An 18,269-nucleotide genomic window follows, 5' to 3' on the forward strand; every position below is an offset into this window, starting at 1 on the left:
TTGCTTTTGCAATGATTTAATTTATAATTCAATAATGTTAGAAAAAGAAAAATCAATCTATACGCTTCAATTTATTTTACTTTGTTTAAGTTCTTTGCTGTTTTCTTCTAGTTTCAATATGATGATTCCAGAACTTCCAAATTATTTAAGCAGTCTTGGCGGTGCAGAATACAAAGGTTTAATCATTTCCTTGTTTACGCTTACGGCGGCAATTTCAAGACCTTTTAGCGGTAAGCTTACAGACAAATGGGGACGTGTACCGGTTATGGCAATTGGATCTTCGGTTTGTGTAATTTGCGGATTTCTGTATCCGATTTTAAGTTCTGTTTCTGGATTTCTATTGCTTCGTCTCGTTCATGGTTTCTCTACAGGATTTAAACCAACTTCGACATCTGCTTACGTAGCCGATATTATTCCGCAAAAGAGATGGGGAGAAGCATTAGGAATGCATGGATTGTGTTTTGGTATTGGTGGCGCACTTGGCCCTGCATTGGGAAGTATGATTGTGAATTCTTTTGGAATGAATGCGATGTTTTATACTTCATCATTTCTCGCTTTTTTATCGATTATCATTGTTTTTAATATGAAAGAAACGCTTACGGTAAAAGAGAAACTTAACAAGTCTATGTTTTATATTGGGAGAAAAGATATTGTAGATAAAAATGTTTTTCCAGCAGGAATTATTACTTTTTTGTCTTATACCGCCTTCGGAATTATTTTAACCTTAATTCCAGATTGGAGTGAACATCTTGGTGCGACAAATAAAGGTATATTTTTTACGGCATTTACCGTTGCTTCGGTTTTGGTTCGTTTTGTGGCAGGAAAAGTTTCAGATAGACACGGAAGACCAAAAGTAATTTTAGCAGGATTAATCATAACTTCTATCGCACTTTTTGTAGTTAGTCAAGGAAGAGATATTCAGATGCTATTAATTGGGGCAGGAATTTATGGAACTGGTACCGGAATTCTATCGCCAGCAATTAGCGCCTGGACGATTGATATGAGTAATCCTGAACACCGAGGAAAAGCAGTTGCCACGATGTATATTTCGATGGAACTCGGAATTGGGAGCGGTGCTCTTTTGGGAGGAACCTACTATAACGATCAAATTAATCGCATTCCACAAATTATTAGATTTGATATTTTGGTGTTGGTTTTGGGGATTGTTTATCTTTTTTATTGGCGTAGAAATAAAAATAAAAAGCTGAAAGTTTAAATGAAATTGAAAACACGAAATTAGTTCGCAAATCAAGCGAATATCGTTTGTTATTCATTTATAAATACTATTGATATTTACTCAAATCCAGATTAAGAATCGTTCCAACTCTACTAAACTCTTCATTAACCTTTGCATTCAAAATTAGTTGTTCGTTGTGTATTGGATGATTAAAAATTAACTGATGTGCATGGAGCATCATTCCTTTCAAGTCAAAATTTTCCAGCCATAATTTATTTTGTTTGTTACAACCATGCGGGCGACTTCCTAAAATGGGATGAAAAATATGTTTGAAATGTTTCCGTAATTGATGCATACGTCCAGTTTCTGGAATCGCTTCTACCAAACAATATCGGGAAGTGGGTTTATTGTTAAATGCCAACGCAACTTCAGCATTTTGCAAACGATGAAAGTACGTTATGGCATTTTGTTTAATGTCATCATCATTAATTAAATCATAATCTATCGTAAGTTCTTCGGGTGACCAGCCGCGTAAAATCGCCAAATATTTTTTTTCTACTTCGCGCGTAGCAAAACGATCATTCATAATTTTAAGAACTTCTTTATCTAGCGCAAATAACAAAATACCAGATGTTTTGCGATCTAACCGATGAATAGGATAAACGTGTTGCCCAATTTGATTTCTCAATTCCTGAATGGCATACACTTTTGCATCTCGCGCATAAAATGATTTGTGAACCAATAACCCGCTTGGTTTATTAATGGCAATAATATATTCGTCTTGGTAAAGAATTTCTAACATTCGGCAAAAGTAAAAGAGATTTCGGTTGAAATGACTTTTAGATGTTATTTATTTGCCGATAGTTCCGAAATTCTTTTTTATGCTAGTCCTAATATTAATAACAACTGGATTAATAAAAAAAAAGCCCGTAAACAATAAGTTTACAGGCTTTTTTGTGGAGTCGCCGAGAATCGAACTCGGGTCCAAACAAGCAACTAAAGAGCTTTCTACACGTTTATTTCCTGATTAGATTTTCGATGTTAAGCTAGGCCAGAAACAGCCACCGAACACTTATCTTCTTAATTTTCGAAACCCACCCGAAGCTCATGGATATCTAGGTTTATTTTTACGGTTCCCCTGAACGGAACGCCACAAACCAAGGCTTTCCAGGAGAATCCAGCTTCTCTACCTTGTAGAGACGTGGCGCAATCTTACTATGATTCGGATTATGCAGCTAAAGCGTAATTATTTTCGCCGTGTAAAAGTTTGAGATCTTATATTTACGAGCAAGGTCTCAATGCTCGACGTGCTTACTGTTCAATTCGACTTGCTGTCAAAACCAGTCGACCCCAAAAAATAAGTCTGCAAATGTATACTTTTTGAAATTACTTTCTATTAAAATTTTCAGAAAAATTTTATAGTCATAAAGTCGAAAGTCAAAAGTTGTAAAGTCACATACTTAAGTGCTATTGCTTCATTTTATTTTCCCATTGTTGGTTATTAAAAAACAAAGTCATTATTAACTACTGTTCCAAGACTTTACAACTTTTGACTTTCGACTTTTGACTTTCGCCTATAGTTTTACTCTTCGTCTTTAAAATTAAAAGGGTAATCTCCAAATATTGGTGCCAATTTACGGACTGCATACGTATTTCTAGTCATCTTGTTAGAAAGGGCAATAATTGTAACACCTTCATTCTTTAACGTAATATAAGACGAAGTGTTTCCATGCCACCAACCATTATGGAAATAGAAGTTTTGTCCCGTTTCCCAGTTGATCATTCTAATTCCAAGACCATAATTTTTAGTTCCTTTGCGTTCATTACTGTAACCCGTATAAACTTGTTTCAATAATTCAGGTTTTAAGAAATCTGGTGATTGTCTAGCGCGATCAAATTTTAAAAGATCTCGTGCTGTAGAGAAAACGTTTTTATCTCCATAAACATTATCCAAATAATCAAAACCTATTTCTACGCCGTTTCCTTTATAAGAAGGAACAATTTTTTTTCTGTCTTTATCATCATCAAAAACATAGGTGTTTTTCATTCCAAGAGGTTTGAAAATCATTTCCGACATTGCTTCTTTATAACTTAAGCCTGTTATTTTTTCGATAATAAGCGCCAGCATAGCGTAGTTTGTATTGCAATAGCTAAAACGTGTGCCAGTTTTAGACTCCAAACCAATATCTTTTGTTGCTAGAATATCAAGAATGTCTTTGTTAGTCAATTGGTTATGACGGTCCCAAACCGATTTGTCACGATCTGTAAAATAAGCATAATTGCGCATTCCAGTACGGTGGCTCAATAACATTCTAATCGTACATTCTTCGTATGGAAATGTTTTTAGAATCGTATTTACTTTTTGATCCAAATCTATTTTGCCTGCATTTACCAATTTTAAAACCGCAGTCGCAGTTAAAACTTTACTTACTGAGGCAATTTGTACGGGAGTTTCTGCCGTTATTTTCGTTCCTTCGTTTTTATTGGCAAATCCGTTGTATTTTTCAAAAATGATCTGACCGTTTTTAGCTACCAGAAAGCTTCCATTCATGGTATTATTGGGCCAGTTTTTATTATAAAAGTGATTTATTCTACCGACAACCGAGTTTATATAAGCCTGAGAAATTTTCTTTTCTGCTCCTAAAGGCTTCATTTTAGGTAAAGTATCTTCGACTGCTTGAGTAGTATCTAGTGTTGTTTTTTTGTTTTGACCACATGAGCTTAAAACTAATACTGAGAAAAGTATTTGTGGTATCTTTGTTTTTTTAAGGAAAATCATTTGCATCGTTCTTTAAAAACAAATATATCGAATTCAATTTTGTTGTTTTCTCAGTTCTGAGGCTTTAATTTGTGATTTTTAACATTTTTTTAAGAGTTGTAAAAACTAGTCGTTTGTTTTTCAGGTTTTAACGAATTTGAAGCATTCTAAATAGAATTTTAGAAACAAAAATTTAACTAAATTTGTTATATTTGAAACAAATACTGTTTTAAAAGTTATATTATTGAATATTAAAATCACTGAAATGAAGTTTGGAATTATAAAAGAAAGAAAAAATCCGCCAGATAGGAGAGTAGTATTTTCTCCTGATGAATTAGCTAAATTGAAGCAAGTTTATCACACAGCTTCATTTGAAGTTGAAAGTTCAGATATTAGGATTTTTACTGATTCAGAATATAAAAATATGGGAATTACAGTAACAGAAGATGTTTCGGACTGTGATGTTTTATTTGGAGTGAAAGAAGTTCCTGTTGAAAATTTAATTCCAAACAAATCCTATTTTTTCTTTTCCCATACGATTAAAAAGCAACCGCATAATAGAAAATTACTTCAGGCTATTTTAGAGAAGAACATCGATTTGTATGATCATGAAACCATCGTAGACGAACTAGACCGCCGTTTAATTGGTTTTGGAAGATATGCTGGAATGGTTGGAGTTTATAACGGAATTAGAGCTTTCGGAATTAAATTCGAATTGTTTAAACTTCCAAAAGCAGAAACTCTTTCGGGAAAAGAAGCTTTAATTATGCATTTAAAGCGCATCACAATGCCTGCTTTAAAATTTGTAATTACAGGAACAGGAAAAGTAGGAAGCGGAGCCAAAGAAATTTTGGATGCCATTAAAGTGAAAGAAATTACGATTGATAATTATCTGACTAAAAAATATGCGCAGGCAGTTTACGTTCAGTTGGACGTTTTAGAATACAATAGAAGAAAAGATGGTCAGGTTTTAGATTTTACAGATTTTATTCAGCATCCTGAAGAATATGAATCTGATTTTGAAAGATTTACTAAGGTTTCGGATATTTATTTTGCAGGTCATTTTTACGCGAGCAACGCACCGATGATCCTTACAAGAGAAATGCTTAACGCTAGTGATTGCAAACTAAAAGTAGTAGCAGATATTTCTTGCGATGTAAATGGACCAATTGCGTGTACTCTTCGTTCTTCGACTATTGAAGAGCCTTTATATGGTTATTTTCCTTTGGAAGATAAAGAGGTAGATTTTTTTCATCCTGCGGCAGTTGCTGTTATGGCAGTTGATAATCTGCCTTGCGAAATTCCAAAAGATGCAAGCATAGGTTTTGGAGAACAATTTATGGAACACGTAATTCCTGCTTTTTTTAATGGCGATAAAGATGGAATTTTGAAACGAGCCAAAATCACAGAAAATGGAAAACTAACAGAACGATTTAGCTATTTGCAAGATTACGTTAATAATGGTTAGTTGTTAATGATTAATTATAAATTTAAAAAGAGCTTTCTAAAACTTAGAAAGCTCTTTTTTTATAATGAATTAAAAATTAAAAATTAAAAATTAAAAATTAAAAATTAAAAATTAAAAATTAAATTTACACCATATCCTCAGGCTTCACCCAAGCATCAAAATCTTCTGGTGTAACATAACCGAGGCGGACTGCTTCTTCTTTAAGTGTAGTTCCATTTTTATGAGCGGTTTGAGCAATTTCTGCGGCCTTATAATAACCAATTTTGGTATTTAAAGCAGTTACCAACATTAGTGAATTATCAACCAATTCTTTAATGCGCTTGTAGTTTGGCTCGATTCCTTGTGCGCAATGTTCGTCAAATGAGACGCAAGCATCGCCCAATAATTGTGCTGATTGTAAAAAGTTTGCGGCCATTACTGGTTTGAAAACATTCAATTCATAATGTCCTTGCATACCGCCAACAGCAATTGCCATATCGTTTCCAATTACTTGAGCGCAAACCATTGTCAAAGCTTCGCACTGCGTTGGGTTTACTTTTCCTGGCATAATAGAAGAACCTGGTTCGTTTTCAGGAATATGAATTTCACCGATTCCAGAACGAGGTCCAGAAGCTAACATTCTTATATCATTTGCAATTTTGTTTAATGAAACGGCTAATTGTTTTAATGCGCCATGTGTTTCTACAATAGCATCGTGTGCCGCAAGTGCTTCAAATTTGTTTTCAGCTGTTATAAACGGATGATTGGTGAATTGCGCAATATATTCGGCAACTTTTACGTCGTATCCTTTTGGTGTGTTTAGTCCAGTTCCAACTGCAGTTCCGCCAAGAGCGATTTCAGATAAATGCGCTAAAGTATTTTTTAAGGCTTTTAATCCGAATGCTAATTGAGAAGCGTAGCCCGAAATTTCTTGTCCCAGTGTTAATGGTGTTGCGTCCATAAGGTGGGTACGACCAATTTTAACCACTTCTTTAAATTCAGCAGCTTTTTTTACTAAAGTAGCATGCAGTTTTTCGATTCCCGGAATTGTAGTTTCAACCACCATTTTGTAAGCCGCAATATGCATTCCAGTTGGAAAAGTATCATTTGAAGATTGCGATTTATTAACGTCGTCGTTTGCTTTGATGAATTGCTCGCCTTCGCCAATTTCGAAACCTTTAAGCACTTGTGCGCGATTTGCAATTACTTCGTTAACATTCATGTTGCTTTGTGTTCCTGAGCCAGTCTGCCAAATTACGAGAGGAAATTGATCGTCTAGTTTTCCTTCTAGAATTTCATTACAGACCGCTGCAATTGCATCTCTTTTTTCTATTGGTAAAACACCTAAATCGTAATTGGCATATGCAGCAGCTTTTTTTAAATAAGCAAAACCTTCAATAATTTCTTTTGGCATAGAACCTGATGGTCCGATTTTAAAATTATTTCTAGAACGTTCTGTTTGTGCACCCCAATATTTATCGGCTGGGACTTGAACTTCGCCCATGGTGTCTTTTTCTATTCTGTATTTCATTTTTTTGTTTGTAAAATGTTATTTGAAAAATGTGAAATGTTATTTGTGAAATTTAAAATTGAAGCTTCTTGTGAAAATGAGTGCCCTAGCCCTGATGGGAACGGCATCTCCCGATTTAGAAAACAAGGCTTTTTAGCCGTAGTTTTTCTTTATCGGGAATATAGTGGACAGCAGGTTTCAGCTCCTTAAAATACTCATATTCTTCTAATTTAGACAGTTGAATAATATTCGGAAAAAATCCTTATTTAAAATGAGTATAAATATACGGATAAATGTTATTTAACGAAAAATGATTTAGATTTTATTGCTGAAAAAAAATATATAGCCTACATTTGTCCTAACATTCAAAAATTCCGGAAAACATGTTTGAATTTTCACAGTACTTAGGCTTTTTACTTTTCTTAACCATTCTTACTATAGGATTTTGGTTAATGTTTTTCTTGGTTGGTTTCGTATCTTATTGGGTTACTGGAGCTAGCTGGGAGCTTTTCAAAGAAAAGAGAGCTAAAAGAAGACAAGAAGAACAATCTATTTAATTTTAGATTGATGTCATAAGAAAAGGACCCGTTTATACGAGTCCTTTTTTTTTTTAGAATGTGACAAACTTGATTACTATAGGGAGAGGTAATTTTACCAGTTTCCTTTCAATCCTTCTTTTAAAGCGCTATTATATTTTTCTAAATCAAAGCTATACAAATCAGGCGCTTTATGTGCACCACCTTTTCTTGATTCATCCAATTTTGTCAAGATATCATAACGCAGAATTTTTCGATAAAAATTTCCTCTATTGAGTTTTTTACCCAAAATACCTTCATATAATTTTTGAAGTTCAGGCATTGTAAATTTCTCAGGAAGAAGGTTATAACCAATTGGATGATTGTTCAATTGTTCTCGAAGTGTAATTAAAGCTTTATCAAAAATAATCCTGTGATCCATCATAAATTCAGGAAGATTTTCTATAGAATGCCATTTAACCGCACTCGAAAATTCATCAACAAAAAGATTTACATGAGAGTGTTCTGCCAAAGCATAATATCCAATAGAAACAAAACGCTGTTTGTGCCACATATTATCGGCATACTTTTCAAAAGCAAACTCTGAACGGTTTAAGTTTCCGAAGGTATAAAACTGCTGTAAGTAAATATTTTCTGTTCCAGTTCTGTCTTTTAAGATGCGAATTGCCGCATCGTCTACATTTTCGATCTTTTCTACGTAACCTCCAGGAAGTCCCCATTCTTCACGGTCTCTTAATTTTAAAAGCAAAACCTGAAGTTCATTTTCGTGAAAACTGAATATCACACAGTCAATAGAAAGCGTTGGAATAAACCTTTTCCAAGACTCTTCAGAACGTTTTTCGAGTAGTTTTTTAAATTCCATGAGAGTTCAATTAGTTTCAAATTTAAACTTTTTAATAGGTATGAGTCAAATTGTTTCTCTTTTTTCTGACATTTTTAATTCCGTCACAAAATAATCGTAAAAGGTGATATTTTATTTTTAGCCAACTTCTTTTCAATTTGATGAATTCATTATTTAGAACATCTTTTTTTCAATAATTACAGGACTTTACGCAAACGAGGTAGTAAAATTTAAGTGTGAATTTGACAATTCAGGCAGATATTCTTATTTGTTGTTTTTATGGAATTTATAGCTGTGTTTTAATGCGATATTAAAAATTATAACATCAATTATTTGTTGATATGAAAAATAGTATTTAATATTGCTTCATTATGAAGCAATGAAAATTTCATAATGAAAACCTAACTTAAACTACTCATGAAAAAATTAATTATTTCCACAATCTGTCTGGCTTTTTTTCCAGCTTTTGAGGCTTTTTCGCAAGAAGAAAACAAGCAGCAGAGAACTACAGACTCAATTAAAAAAATAACCAAAATTGTAGAATCAGATACTAAAGAAGAAAAAAATAGAAATGTAATGCTGAATGCGGCCAACAATACTGGCCCGCGCGATGTAAATATTGGTTTACCTTCGACAGTTGGAGGAATTACCATTCAAGAAAATGATTTGCCAGTAGTTTATTATTTCTGGCCAGAACTGCCAAACCGTACTTGGAGACAAAGCACAAGTTTAGGGCGCACTGGATTATTAAAAATTGGAGAAGCTGCTATTACAACCGGAGATTTAGGTTTTGCCGTTAATTCTTATACCAAACTCGGAACAGATAAACTGGAAGTCGTGGGGAATTTTTCAGGTTCAAGTTTCGGATGGATGAAAGGCGACCTAAATGTTTCTGGTCCACTAGCAAAAGGATGGTCGTATACAATGGGCGCTTATGCCAATTTTGATCCGAATTCTTTCGATTTAAAGTTTGCTAAGTATTCAGACCGAACGCAGATTTACAGAGCAGGCTTAACGAAAAAATTTAATAACGGAAAAGGACAAATAAGCTTTTTATACAAATATGCTAACTCGGCTTCTTTGACAAATTATGCTGTTTTTAGATATAAAGAAGGCGGAAAAGTAGAGGAATATAATGACTTTAAAATCGGACGTGATTCGTATATCGTTAATGACGGAATCATGAAATTTAAAGACATTATGACTGGCGAAACTAAATTTGCCGATATGGGAGGAAGTGATGCAGCATCGACTTCTCACACTTTTGACATCTTAGGGAATTATGATCTGGCAAATGACTGGAAATTCAATTTCTCCACTCGTTTTCGTTATGCAGAAGCTTCTCAGTTAATTGCGATTCCACTTGGAATTTTTCAAGCTACCGCTGCTGATAATTTTACCTACAAATCAACTGAAAATGCTTATGTTGGGAATGTAAACTCAATGTTGGGATTATACACTGACGGAACGCCTACAAAAACGGCTTTATCTCGATTTGAAATCACAAAAAATGTAGAAAAACACAAATGGAGATTTGGTATCACAGAATACTATTATCAAGTAGATGACTTCACATCAAGCAGATCATTCTTTAACCAAACAGTAAGTGCAAATCCTGACAAATTAGTTCGTAATACTCCAGGCGGCACTTCAAACACAGACGCTGACGGATTTTACAATTACAATGTTGGTGGTGAATATCACAATGGTTTTGAAAACAAATTATCTGGATATTTCTCTGATAACTGGACGGTTAACGATCGTTTAAGTTTAGCTTATGGTGTAAATTTAAGATACCACAAATTAAAAGGAGATTATTACCTGACACCAAGAACACCAGATTTAGTATTTGATCCAAGTCAGAAAACCTATTTTGATAACAATTGGTTTCATTTAGGAGGTTCTATCAATGCGGTTTATAAAGTAACCAAAAGAGCCGGAATTCTTGCGGACTTTACTTATACAGAAAAAAACGGACAGTTAGAAAGTTATTCTGGAGCTGCTGTGCCTAATATGGCAAAAACTAAAAGTCCTTTAGGAGCTTTTGGATTGTATTTCAATCATGAAAAATTCAGTGTTGTATCTCAGGCAACGTACTTAACACGAAACAATTATCAGGCAAGATTAAATTTAGTAAATCCATCCAATGCAAGTCAGTCAGAAGTGGCGACGGTTTTCTACGATATTCAGACTTTGGGCTGGACAACAGATATTGTAGCTTCACCATTCAAAGGATTTAACCTGCATTATTTAATTACGTTTCAAGATCCTGTTTACAAAAACTACAACTTTAATGCTTTTGGAAACAGCTATTCTTATAACGATAAAAACGTTTTGGAAATCTCTAAAGTATTGATGGAAATTGACCCTAGTTATACGTATAAAGATTTCAAATTCTGGACAAGTTTCCGTTATTTCAGTAAACAATATGCCAACCAAACCAATGCATTATACTTTGCTCCAAGATGGGAAACATTTGGAGGAGTAAATTATAAAATAAACGATCATTTTGATATTGGCTTGACTGCTGTAAACTTCTTAAATCAAACAGGAGCAAAAGGAACTATCAATGGAGCAGAGTTAATTACAGATGCTTCGGCTTATTATGATCAGCTTTTGGTTGGTTCTTACATCAGACCTTTCACTTTAGAAGCTTCTCTTAATTTCAGATTCTAAATTTTATTTCGATGAAAAAAACAGTTATAACTGCCGGTTTCGCTTTTTTTCTAAGCGTTACCATGCAGGCGCAGCAAGGAAACTTTACGATTGTAAAAAATAACAAAGGTGCAGATTTGGGATATTCTCCCGAATCTGGCATCAAAATTCTAACCGTTGGCGGAAAGAAATTTAAAGATTTAAACAAAAACGGAAATCTGGACAAATACGAAGATTGGCGCCTTTCGGCAGATGAAAGAGCGAAAGATTTGGCTTCAAAAATGTCGGTAGAACAAATTGCAGGATTAATGCTTTACAGCCGCCATCAGGCTTTGCCGGCAGGAGTTTCGGGTTATAATGCAGGAACGTATAACGGAAAAGTATTTCCAGAAAGTAATGCAAAAGCTTCCGATTTAACCGATCAGCAGAAAGCGTTTTTGAAAGAAGATAATCTCCGTCACGTTTTGATTACAAGTGTACAAAGTCCCGAAACGGCTGCTGTATGGAATAATAATATGCAGGCTTTTGTTGAAGGAATTGGACTTGGAATTCCGAGTAATACCAGTACAGATCCGCGTCATACGGCAAATGTAACTTCTGAGTTTAACGCTGGAGCAGGAGGAACAATCTCAATGTGGCCTGACGGATTAGGAATGGCATCCACATTTGACCCAAAAATTGTAGAACAGTTTGGACAAATTGCCGCAAAAGAATACCGTGCGTTAGGAATTGCAACGGCTTTGTCTCCTCAAATCGATTTGGGTTCTGAGCCAAGATGGTACAGAATTTCGATGACTTTTGGCGAAAGCCCAGCTTTAACCAGAGATATGGGAAGAGCTTACATTGACGGATTTCAAACATCATACGGAAAAGACGAAATCAAAGACGGCTGGGGTTATAAAAGTGTAAATGCCATGGTAAAACATTGGCCAAGTGGCGGTGCTGAAGAAGGCGGACGCGACGGGCACTGGGCGTACGGGAAATTTGCGGTTTATCCAGGAAATAATCTGCAGCAGCATATTGATCCGTTTATTAATGGTGCTTTCAAATTGAAAGGAAAAACCAGTAAAGCTTCGGCGGTAATGCCTTATTACACGATTACTTTTGATCAGGATAAAAAATACAATGAAAATGTAGCCAACGGTTACAGCAAATATATCATTACTGATTTATTAAGAGATAAATACGGTTACGACGGTGTAGTTTGTACCGATTGGTTAGTAACAGGAGACGAAGGAAAAACACCAAATTTATTCGCTGGAAAACCTTGGGGAGTTGAGAATCTTTCAATTGATCAAAGGCATTACAAAGCGATTATTGCGGGAGTCGATCAGTTTGGCGGGAACAACGATAAGAAACCCGTTTTGGCTGCTTATGAAATGGGAATCAAAGAATTTGGAGAATCTTTTATGAGAGCGCGTTTTGAAAGATCAGCAGTTCGTTTATTAAAAAACATTTTTAGAGTTGGGCTTTTCGAAAATCCATATTTAAATGTTGAGGAAACAAAAGCGGTTGTCGGAAATCCTGAGTTTATGAAAGCAGGTTATGATGCACAATTGAAATCGGTTGTGTTGTTGAAAAACAAAGCTGCGGTTTTGCCTGTAAAGGAAAAGAAAACGGTTTTTATTCCGAAAATCTATACGGCTTCAACCAAAGACTGGTGGGGTGTTGCGAGTCAGCCAAAACTGGAATATCCAGTTAATCTAGAATTGGTTAAGAAATATTACAATGTTACCGAAGATCCTTCAAAAGCCGATTTCGCGATTGTTTTTGTAACAAGTCCGCAGAGTTTAGAAGGCGGTTATGATTTAAAAGACAGACAAAACGGAAGCAACGGTTATGTGCCAATTTCACTTCAATACGGAACATACACAGCAACCGAAGGCAGAACAAAAAGCATCGCAGCCGGAGATCAGGTAATTGATCCAACGATTAAAGACAGAACTTATAAAAACAAAACGGTTACCGTTGCCAATACTATGGATTTGAGAACAATTCTCGATACCAAAGACATGATGAACGGAAAACCAGTTATTGTTTCGGTTACGGCTTCAAAACCTATGATTTTCAATGAATTTGAAAAACAGGTTGACGGAATTATGCTGAATTTCGGAGTTTCATCTCAAGCTGTTTTAGATATTATTTCAGGAAAAACAGAACCTTCAGGATTGCTTCCAGTACAAATGCCGGCAAACATGGAAACGGTTGAAAAACAATTTGAAGACGTTCCTTATGATATGATTCCGCATAAAGACAGTGAGGGAAATATCTATGATTTTGCTTTTGGATTGAACTGGAAAGGTGTTATTAAAGATGCCAGAACAGAAGTTTATAAGAAACAGTAATTTTTTGTACGATTTTGAATTAAACCTAACAGGTTTTTAAAACCTGTTAGGTTTCGACAAAGTAAACACAATCTTGTCATTTCGACGAAGGAGAAATCTTCGCAAGAAACTCGACAAAGATTGGTTTCTCTTAGGATCGGAGCTACTTACGGAGATTTGCTTCGCCAGTTCGCTATCGCTCGAGTCTCCTTCGTTCGAAATGACAAACTGTATGTTAGCAAAAACTATAAAATCAGCAGAATCTGCTTAAATCATAATAAATCTGCGTGAAATAATGAGAAATAATATAAAAATACTATTTGCATTCTGTTTGCTTTTAAGCATTTGTTCACAAGCCCAATCAACATCTAAAAATTCATTTTCAAAAGATTTGATACAGCCTAGAATGCGTGTTATTGTCGACAATGATTTTAGCGGAGATCCAGACGGATTATTTCAATTGGCGCATCAAATCTTGTCGCCTTCAGCAGAAATCAGAGGAATAATAGGATCACATTTAAAACAGGGAGATGGTTTTGATTCTTCATCAGAAACGGCTACAAATGCGGTTAAAAAAGTGAAAGAACTTCTGGAAGTAATGAAACTTCAAAATGCTTTTCCCGTTTATGAAGGTTCGAATTTACAACTGAAAGATGCTAAAACACCAAATATTTCGGAAGGAGCAAAAGCGATTGTAAAAGAGGCAATGCGCGACGATGTAAAAACACCGCTTTATGTAGTTTGTGGTGCAGGATTAATAGAAATTGCAAGCGCTTATTTACTAGAACCCAAAATTGCAGATCGTCTTACTCTGATTTGGATTGGCGGTCCTGAATATTCAGATTTAGCAACGCCGCCGCCAGGTTACACTTCTTTAGAATACAATTTAGGAATTGATATTACGGCAGGACAAGTCATTTTTAATGATTCAAAAATTCCAATTTGGCAAATTCCAAGAAATGCCTATCGCCAAACTTTATTGTCGTATTCTGAATTGTTGCTAAAAGTAAAACCGCAAGGAAAAACGGGAGAATATCTTTCAGAAAAAATAGAAAGTCTGATGAAAAGAGTACAGCAATTCAATCTTCATATTGGCGAAACTTACATTATGGGAGACAGTCCACTGGTTTTGTTGACAGCGCTGCAATCTTCATTTGAGGCAGATCCGAGTTCTAGTTCTTATGTTTTGAAATCTTCACCGTTGATCAATTCGCAGGGACTTTATGAAACCAATCATGACGGAAGAAATATTCGGGTTTACAATCAATTAGATACCCGATTGATGTTTGAAGATTTCTTTGCCAAACTGGAACTGTTTAAAACAACTAAATAAAAATCAAACTATTATGAAAATTATATACACATTTTTAGCGACAGGATTTCTGCTGTTAGGAACTTCTGCGAAGGCACAAGAAACCATTAAATTATATCAGGGAAAAGCACCAGGATCTGAAAACTGGACACAAAAAGAAGCTCAAATGTATTCGGATCTTTTTAAGACCGAAGTAGTTTACAATGTGACTGATCCAAGTTTATTGGTTTACCAAGTTCCAAAAGGAGTTAAAAACACAGGAACTGCCATTGTCATTGCTCCGGGTGGCGGTTTCCAAAGTTTATCCATCAACAGGGAAGGAAAAGAATTAGCAGAAATTTTAAGCAAAAAAGGAATTACTGCTTTTGTTTTAAAATACCGTCTTAATAAAACCGAAACCAACGATCCTGCAAGAGAAATGATGGACAAACTAAAAGACAGAGCCGCTTTTGAAAAAAACTCTTTGGCAACTATTCAATTGGCAGCTCAAGACGGGAAAAATGCACTGAATTATGTTAGAGCGAATGCTTCAAAATATGGCATTGACATTAAAAAAGTTGGTATAATCGGGTTTTCGGCAGGAAGTACGGTGGCGATGGAAACCGCTTTGGATAATAAAGCAGAACAGCTTCCAGATTTTGTAGCGAATATTTATGGCGGACCAAGACCGGAACTTTTGAGTGTTCCGGCACCAGAAAAAAAGATTCCAATGTTTGTATGTGCCGCGAGCGATGACCAATTAAAACTGGCTCCTAGAAGTATTCAAATGTATAATAAATGGCTTGAAGCAGGGCAGACCGTTGAGCTTCATATGTACTCAAAAGGCGGACATGGTTTTGGAACAGGAAAACAAAATTTACCTGTTGATTCATGGGAAACTCGCTTTGAAGATTGGTTGAAACTTCAAGGTTTTTTAAACTAGAAATAAAAAGTTTCACGCAGATCTAGACAGATTTGAGCAGATTAGATTAAAAAAATCTGCGCTTATCAGCTTAAATCCTTTTAATCCCGATAGCTATCGGGAGCGTGAAAAAAATAAGACTTTAAAAACTATATATTATGAAACATAAAATTATAAAAACAGGAAAAATTACGCTTTTGACGGCGTTAGTGCTTTCTAATTTGTCTTGGAATACTGTTCCGAATGACGAAACGAATCCGCCTCTTTTGACTATCAAAGGATTTACATTTGCTGATTATAACAGAAATGGGAAATTAGATCTTTGGGAAGATACACGTCTTTCTGTTAATCAAAGAATTGATGCCATTATCAAAGAAATGACGAATGCAGAAAAAGTGGAATTATTGATTGGAACTGGAATGCCAGGAATCGAAGTTCTGACTGGTCCTGTTGGAGATTCTAAACAAGGTTTGGTTCCAGGAGCGGCAGGAGGAACTGCAGCTTTTGAGCGTTTCGGAATTCCTGCAACGGTCGTAGCAGATGGTCCAGCTGGATTAAGAATCGCGCCAACGAGAGATAATGATGCTAAAACGTATTATGCAACGGCATTTCCAGTTGGAACGGCTTTGGCTTCAACGTGGAATAAAGCGCTTTTGGAAGAAGTTGGAAAAGCAATGGGTAACGAAGTAAAAGAATATGGTGTTGATGTTTTATTAGCTCCAGCTTTGAATATCCACAGAAATCCATTGAACGGAAGAAACTTCGAATATTATTCTGAAGATCCTTTAATTTCAGGAAAAACTGCTGCGGCAATTGTAAACGGCATCCAGTCGCAAGGTGTTGGAACTTCAATTAAACATTTCGCTGTAAATAATGAAGAAAGCAACCGTTTGACAATCAATGCGCATGTTTCTGAAAGAGCGATTAGAGAATTGTATTTAAAAGGTTTTGAAATCACGGTTAAAGAATCGCAGCCTTGGACAGTAATGTCTTCGTACAACAAATTAAACGGAACTTACACGTCTGACAGAAAAGACCTTTTAACTCAGGTTTTAAGAGACGAATGGGGTTTTAAAGGAATTGTAATGACGGATTGGTTTGGTGGTTTTCCAGGTTTTGAATCGATTTCGAAAGGTTCAAATTCTGATGTTGTACAACAAATGATTGCCGGAAATGATTTATTGATGCCAGGAATTCCAGTTCAGAAAAAAGCGTTGTTGGCTGCCTTAGATTCTGGCAAATTATCTCAAGAAGTGGCAAATGTAAACGTGAAAAGAATTTTAGAATATGTTTTCCGTACGCCGACTTTCGCTAAATACAAATACAGCGATAAACCAAACCTGACTAAAAATGCTGAAGTAACCAGAAATGCTGCTGCTGAAGGAATGGTTTTACTTAAAAATACAAACAATGCACTGCCTTTTGCAGACAAACAAAAAGAAGTTTCGGTATTTGGAGTTACTTCTTACGCTTGGATTACAGGCGGAACAGGAAGCGGAAGTGTGAATAACAAACATACCGTTTCTCTTTTAGAAGGTTTAACTGCTGCAGGTTATAAATTAGACAAAGAATTGGTTGATTTGTACAAACCTCATGCTGAAAAAGAAGTGGCTGCTGAACTAGAGAATAGAAAAGCAAGAGGAATTTTGGCTTTGCCAGAAAGACTTCCAGAATTAAAAATGGATGATGCTTTTATTGCTAAAAAAGCAGTAAGTTCTGAAATTGCTTTCGTGACTTTAGGAAGAAATTCTGGAGAAGGCGGAGACAGAGTTGTTAATAATGATTTTAATATGGCTGATGAAGAAATTCAAATGCTGGATAAAATATCAAAAGCTTTTCATGCTAAAGGAAAAAAAGTTGTTGTTATTTTAAATATTGGCGGTGTTATCGAAACAGCTTCTTGGAAAGATAAAGTAGATGCTATTTTATTAGCTTGGCAGCCAGGTCAAGAAGGCGGACATTCTGTTGCTGATGTGGTTTCAGGTAAAATCAATCCTTCTGGAAAATTGACGATGACTTTCCCAGCGAAATATTCAGATACGCCTTCAGCTAAAAATTTCCCTGGATTTCCAGTTGATAATCCAAAAGAAGTAACTTATGAAGAAGGGGTTTACGTTGGATACCGTTATTTCAATACGTTCAACATTAAACCTTCTTACGAATTTGGTTTCGGAAGTTCGTATACTACGTTTGATTATTCTGGTGTAAAATTAAGTTCTCCAACTTTCAAGGATAAATTAACGGTTTCTGTAACAGTAAAAAACACAGGAAAAGTAGCAGGAAAAGAAGTAGTACAATTATATCTTTCGGCTCCATCAAAATCAATTGATAAACCTAAAGAAGAATTGAAAGCTTTTGGAAAAACAAAAGAATTGAAACCAGGAGAAAGCCAAACGCTAACTTTGACTTTGTCGCCAAAAGATCTGGCTTCTTTCTTAGAAAACAAAAGTGCTTGGATTGCTGAAGCTGGAACTTACAAAGTTTTAGTTGGGGCATCTTCATTAGATATTAAAAAAACAGCTGATTTTTCAGTTGAAAAAGAAATAACTGTTGAGAAAGTAAAGAAAGCTTTCGAATTAGATTCGAAGTTTACAGAGCTTAAACCTTAATCCGTTATTGTTTGGTTAGTTAGAAAAAACCGTCCCGATTTTTAATCGGGACGGTTTTTATTTGTAATAGATTTTAAAATATTTATTACAATTTAAAGTGAATAATGATGATGTAATACTACAATTTGATTGCAATGACTTTTTGCAATAAAAAGGAGTTTTTCTAAGTCTATCTTTTTTGATTTTTTTGACAAATTTC

The 18,269-nt window shown here is 35.2% G+C and carries 12 protein-coding genes and 1 other RNA gene; 8 read left to right on the forward strand and 5 right to left on the reverse strand.

The annotated features are described in order from the left end of the window. Positions 1 to 34 precede the first annotated feature (34 nt). Positions 35 to 1,216 carry an MFS transporter gene (locus LL966_RS01410; RefSeq protein WP_229349493.1) on the forward strand — a complete coding sequence of 394 codons (1,182 nt, stop codon included), beginning with the start codon at positions 35 to 37 and terminating at the stop codon, positions 1,214 to 1,216. A 67-nt stretch (positions 1,217 to 1,283) separates the two neighbouring features. Here the strand turns inward: LL966_RS01410 and LL966_RS01415 are convergent, their stop codons facing one another. From LL966_RS01415 to LL966_RS01425, 3 genes are all read right to left on the reverse strand, one after another. Further along, positions 1,284 to 1,979 (reverse strand): pseudouridine synthase, encoded by a 696-nt coding sequence (locus LL966_RS01415; protein WP_229349495.1) that lies wholly within the window; start codon positions 1,977 to 1,979, stop codon positions 1,284 to 1,286. A gap of 152 nt (positions 1,980 to 2,131) precedes the next feature. Next, positions 2,132 to 2,529: a transfer-messenger RNA gene (ssrA, locus tag LL966_RS01420) on the reverse strand. Between the two features lie 230 nt (positions 2,530 to 2,759). Further along, positions 2,760 to 3,962, reverse strand: coding sequence for a serine hydrolase domain-containing protein (locus LL966_RS01425; protein ID WP_229349497.1), 1,203 nt, complete (start codon positions 3,960 to 3,962; stop codon positions 2,760 to 2,762). Positions 3,963 to 4,200: 238 nt separating this feature from the next. Between LL966_RS01425 and LL966_RS01430 the strand changes: the two genes are divergently transcribed. Next, a complete protein-coding gene (locus LL966_RS01430) occupies positions 4,201 to 5,403 on the forward strand; it encodes an NAD(P)-dependent oxidoreductase (protein WP_229350870.1) in 1,203 nt (400 codons plus the stop codon). Between the two features lie 124 nt (positions 5,404 to 5,527). On the opposite strand, the gene fumC is transcribed toward LL966_RS01430, so the two are convergent. After that, entirely contained in the window at positions 5,528 to 6,913 is a 1,386-nt protein-coding gene (gene fumC, locus LL966_RS01435; RefSeq protein ID WP_229349499.1) for a class II fumarate hydratase, read from the reverse strand. A 362-nt stretch (positions 6,914 to 7,275) separates the two neighbouring features. Between fumC and LL966_RS01440 the strand changes: the two genes are divergently transcribed. Continuing rightward, positions 7,276 to 7,449 carry a hypothetical protein gene (locus LL966_RS01440; protein WP_144218730.1) on the forward strand — a complete coding sequence of 58 codons (174 nt, stop codon included), beginning with the start codon at positions 7,276 to 7,278 and terminating at the stop codon, positions 7,447 to 7,449. Between the two features lie 94 nt (positions 7,450 to 7,543). On the opposite strand, the gene LL966_RS01445 is transcribed toward LL966_RS01440, so the two are convergent. After that, entirely contained in the window at positions 7,544 to 8,290 is a 747-nt protein-coding gene (locus LL966_RS01445) for an NUDIX hydrolase (RefSeq protein WP_229349501.1), read from the reverse strand. Positions 8,291 to 8,686: 396 nt separating this feature from the next. Between LL966_RS01445 and LL966_RS01450 the strand changes: the two genes are divergently transcribed. The 5 genes from LL966_RS01450 to LL966_RS01470 all read left to right on the forward strand — a co-directional run bounded on the left by LL966_RS01450 (position 8,687) and on the right by LL966_RS01470 (position 18,070). Continuing rightward, the gene (locus LL966_RS01450) at positions 8,687 to 10,945 is read left to right on the forward strand and encodes a TonB-dependent receptor (RefSeq protein ID WP_229349503.1); all 2,259 of its coding nucleotides are present in this window, start codon (positions 8,687 to 8,689) and stop codon (positions 10,943 to 10,945) included. Between the two features lie 11 nt (positions 10,946 to 10,956). Further along, positions 10,957 to 13,269, forward strand: a complete 2,313-nt coding sequence (locus LL966_RS01455; protein WP_229349505.1) for a glycoside hydrolase family 3 protein — start codon at positions 10,957 to 10,959, stop codon at positions 13,267 to 13,269. Between the two features lie 274 nt (positions 13,270 to 13,543). After that, a complete protein-coding gene (locus LL966_RS01460) occupies positions 13,544 to 14,581 on the forward strand; it encodes a nucleoside hydrolase (protein WP_229349507.1) in 1,038 nt (345 codons plus the stop codon). A gap of 13 nt (positions 14,582 to 14,594) precedes the next feature. Then, the gene (locus LL966_RS01465) at positions 14,595 to 15,482 is read left to right on the forward strand and encodes an alpha/beta hydrolase (RefSeq protein WP_229349509.1); all 888 of its coding nucleotides are present in this window, start codon (positions 14,595 to 14,597) and stop codon (positions 15,480 to 15,482) included. A gap of 137 nt (positions 15,483 to 15,619) precedes the next feature. Then, complete coding sequence (locus tag LL966_RS01470) at positions 15,620 to 18,070, forward strand: glycoside hydrolase family 3 N-terminal domain-containing protein (protein ID WP_229349511.1); 2,451 nt, start codon at positions 15,620 to 15,622, stop codon at positions 18,068 to 18,070. The last annotated feature ends 199 nt before the right edge of the window (positions 18,071 to 18,269 follow it).

Source organism: Flavobacterium chungbukense (assembly GCF_020805785.1).
Taxonomy (GTDB): domain Bacteria; phylum Bacteroidota; class Bacteroidia; order Flavobacteriales; family Flavobacteriaceae; genus Flavobacterium; species Flavobacterium chungbukense.

What these genes read in the sequence shown, in the direction of transcription:
- LL966_RS01470 (WP_229349511.1), top strand. Translation starts at nt 15,620, where the DNA reads ATGAAACATAAAATTATAAAAACAGGAAAAATTACGCTTTTGACGGCG.
- LL966_RS01460 (WP_229349507.1), top strand. Translation starts at nt 13,544, where the DNA reads ATGAGAAATAATATAAAAATACTATTTGCATTCTGTTTGCTTTTAAGC.
- LL966_RS01465 (WP_229349509.1), top strand. Translation starts at nt 14,595, where the DNA reads ATGAAAATTATATACACATTTTTAGCGACAGGATTTCTGCTGTTAGGA.
- fumC (WP_229349499.1), bottom strand. Translation starts at nt 6,913, where the DNA reads ATGAAATACAGAATAGAAAAAGACACCATGGGCGAAGTTCAAGTCCCA.
- LL966_RS01440 (WP_144218730.1), top strand. Translation starts at nt 7,276, where the DNA reads ATGTTTGAATTTTCACAGTACTTAGGCTTTTTACTTTTCTTAACCATT.
- LL966_RS01415 (WP_229349495.1), bottom strand. Translation starts at nt 1,979, where the DNA reads ATGTTAGAAATTCTTTACCAAGACGAATATATTATTGCCATTAATAAA.
- LL966_RS01430 (WP_229350870.1), top strand. Translation starts at nt 4,201, where the DNA reads ATGAAGTTTGGAATTATAAAAGAAAGAAAAAATCCGCCAGATAGGAGA.
- LL966_RS01445 (WP_229349501.1), bottom strand. Translation starts at nt 8,290, where the DNA reads ATGGAATTTAAAAAACTACTCGAAAAACGTTCTGAAGAGTCTTGGAAA.
- LL966_RS01425 (WP_229349497.1), bottom strand. Translation starts at nt 3,962, where the DNA reads ATGCAAATGATTTTCCTTAAAAAAACAAAGATACCACAAATACTTTTC.
- LL966_RS01455 (WP_229349505.1), top strand. Translation starts at nt 10,957, where the DNA reads ATGAAAAAAACAGTTATAACTGCCGGTTTCGCTTTTTTTCTAAGCGTT.
- LL966_RS01450 (WP_229349503.1), top strand. Translation starts at nt 8,687, where the DNA reads ATGAAAAAATTAATTATTTCCACAATCTGTCTGGCTTTTTTTCCAGCT.
- LL966_RS01410 (WP_229349493.1), top strand. Translation starts at nt 35, where the DNA reads ATGTTAGAAAAAGAAAAATCAATCTATACGCTTCAATTTATTTTACTT.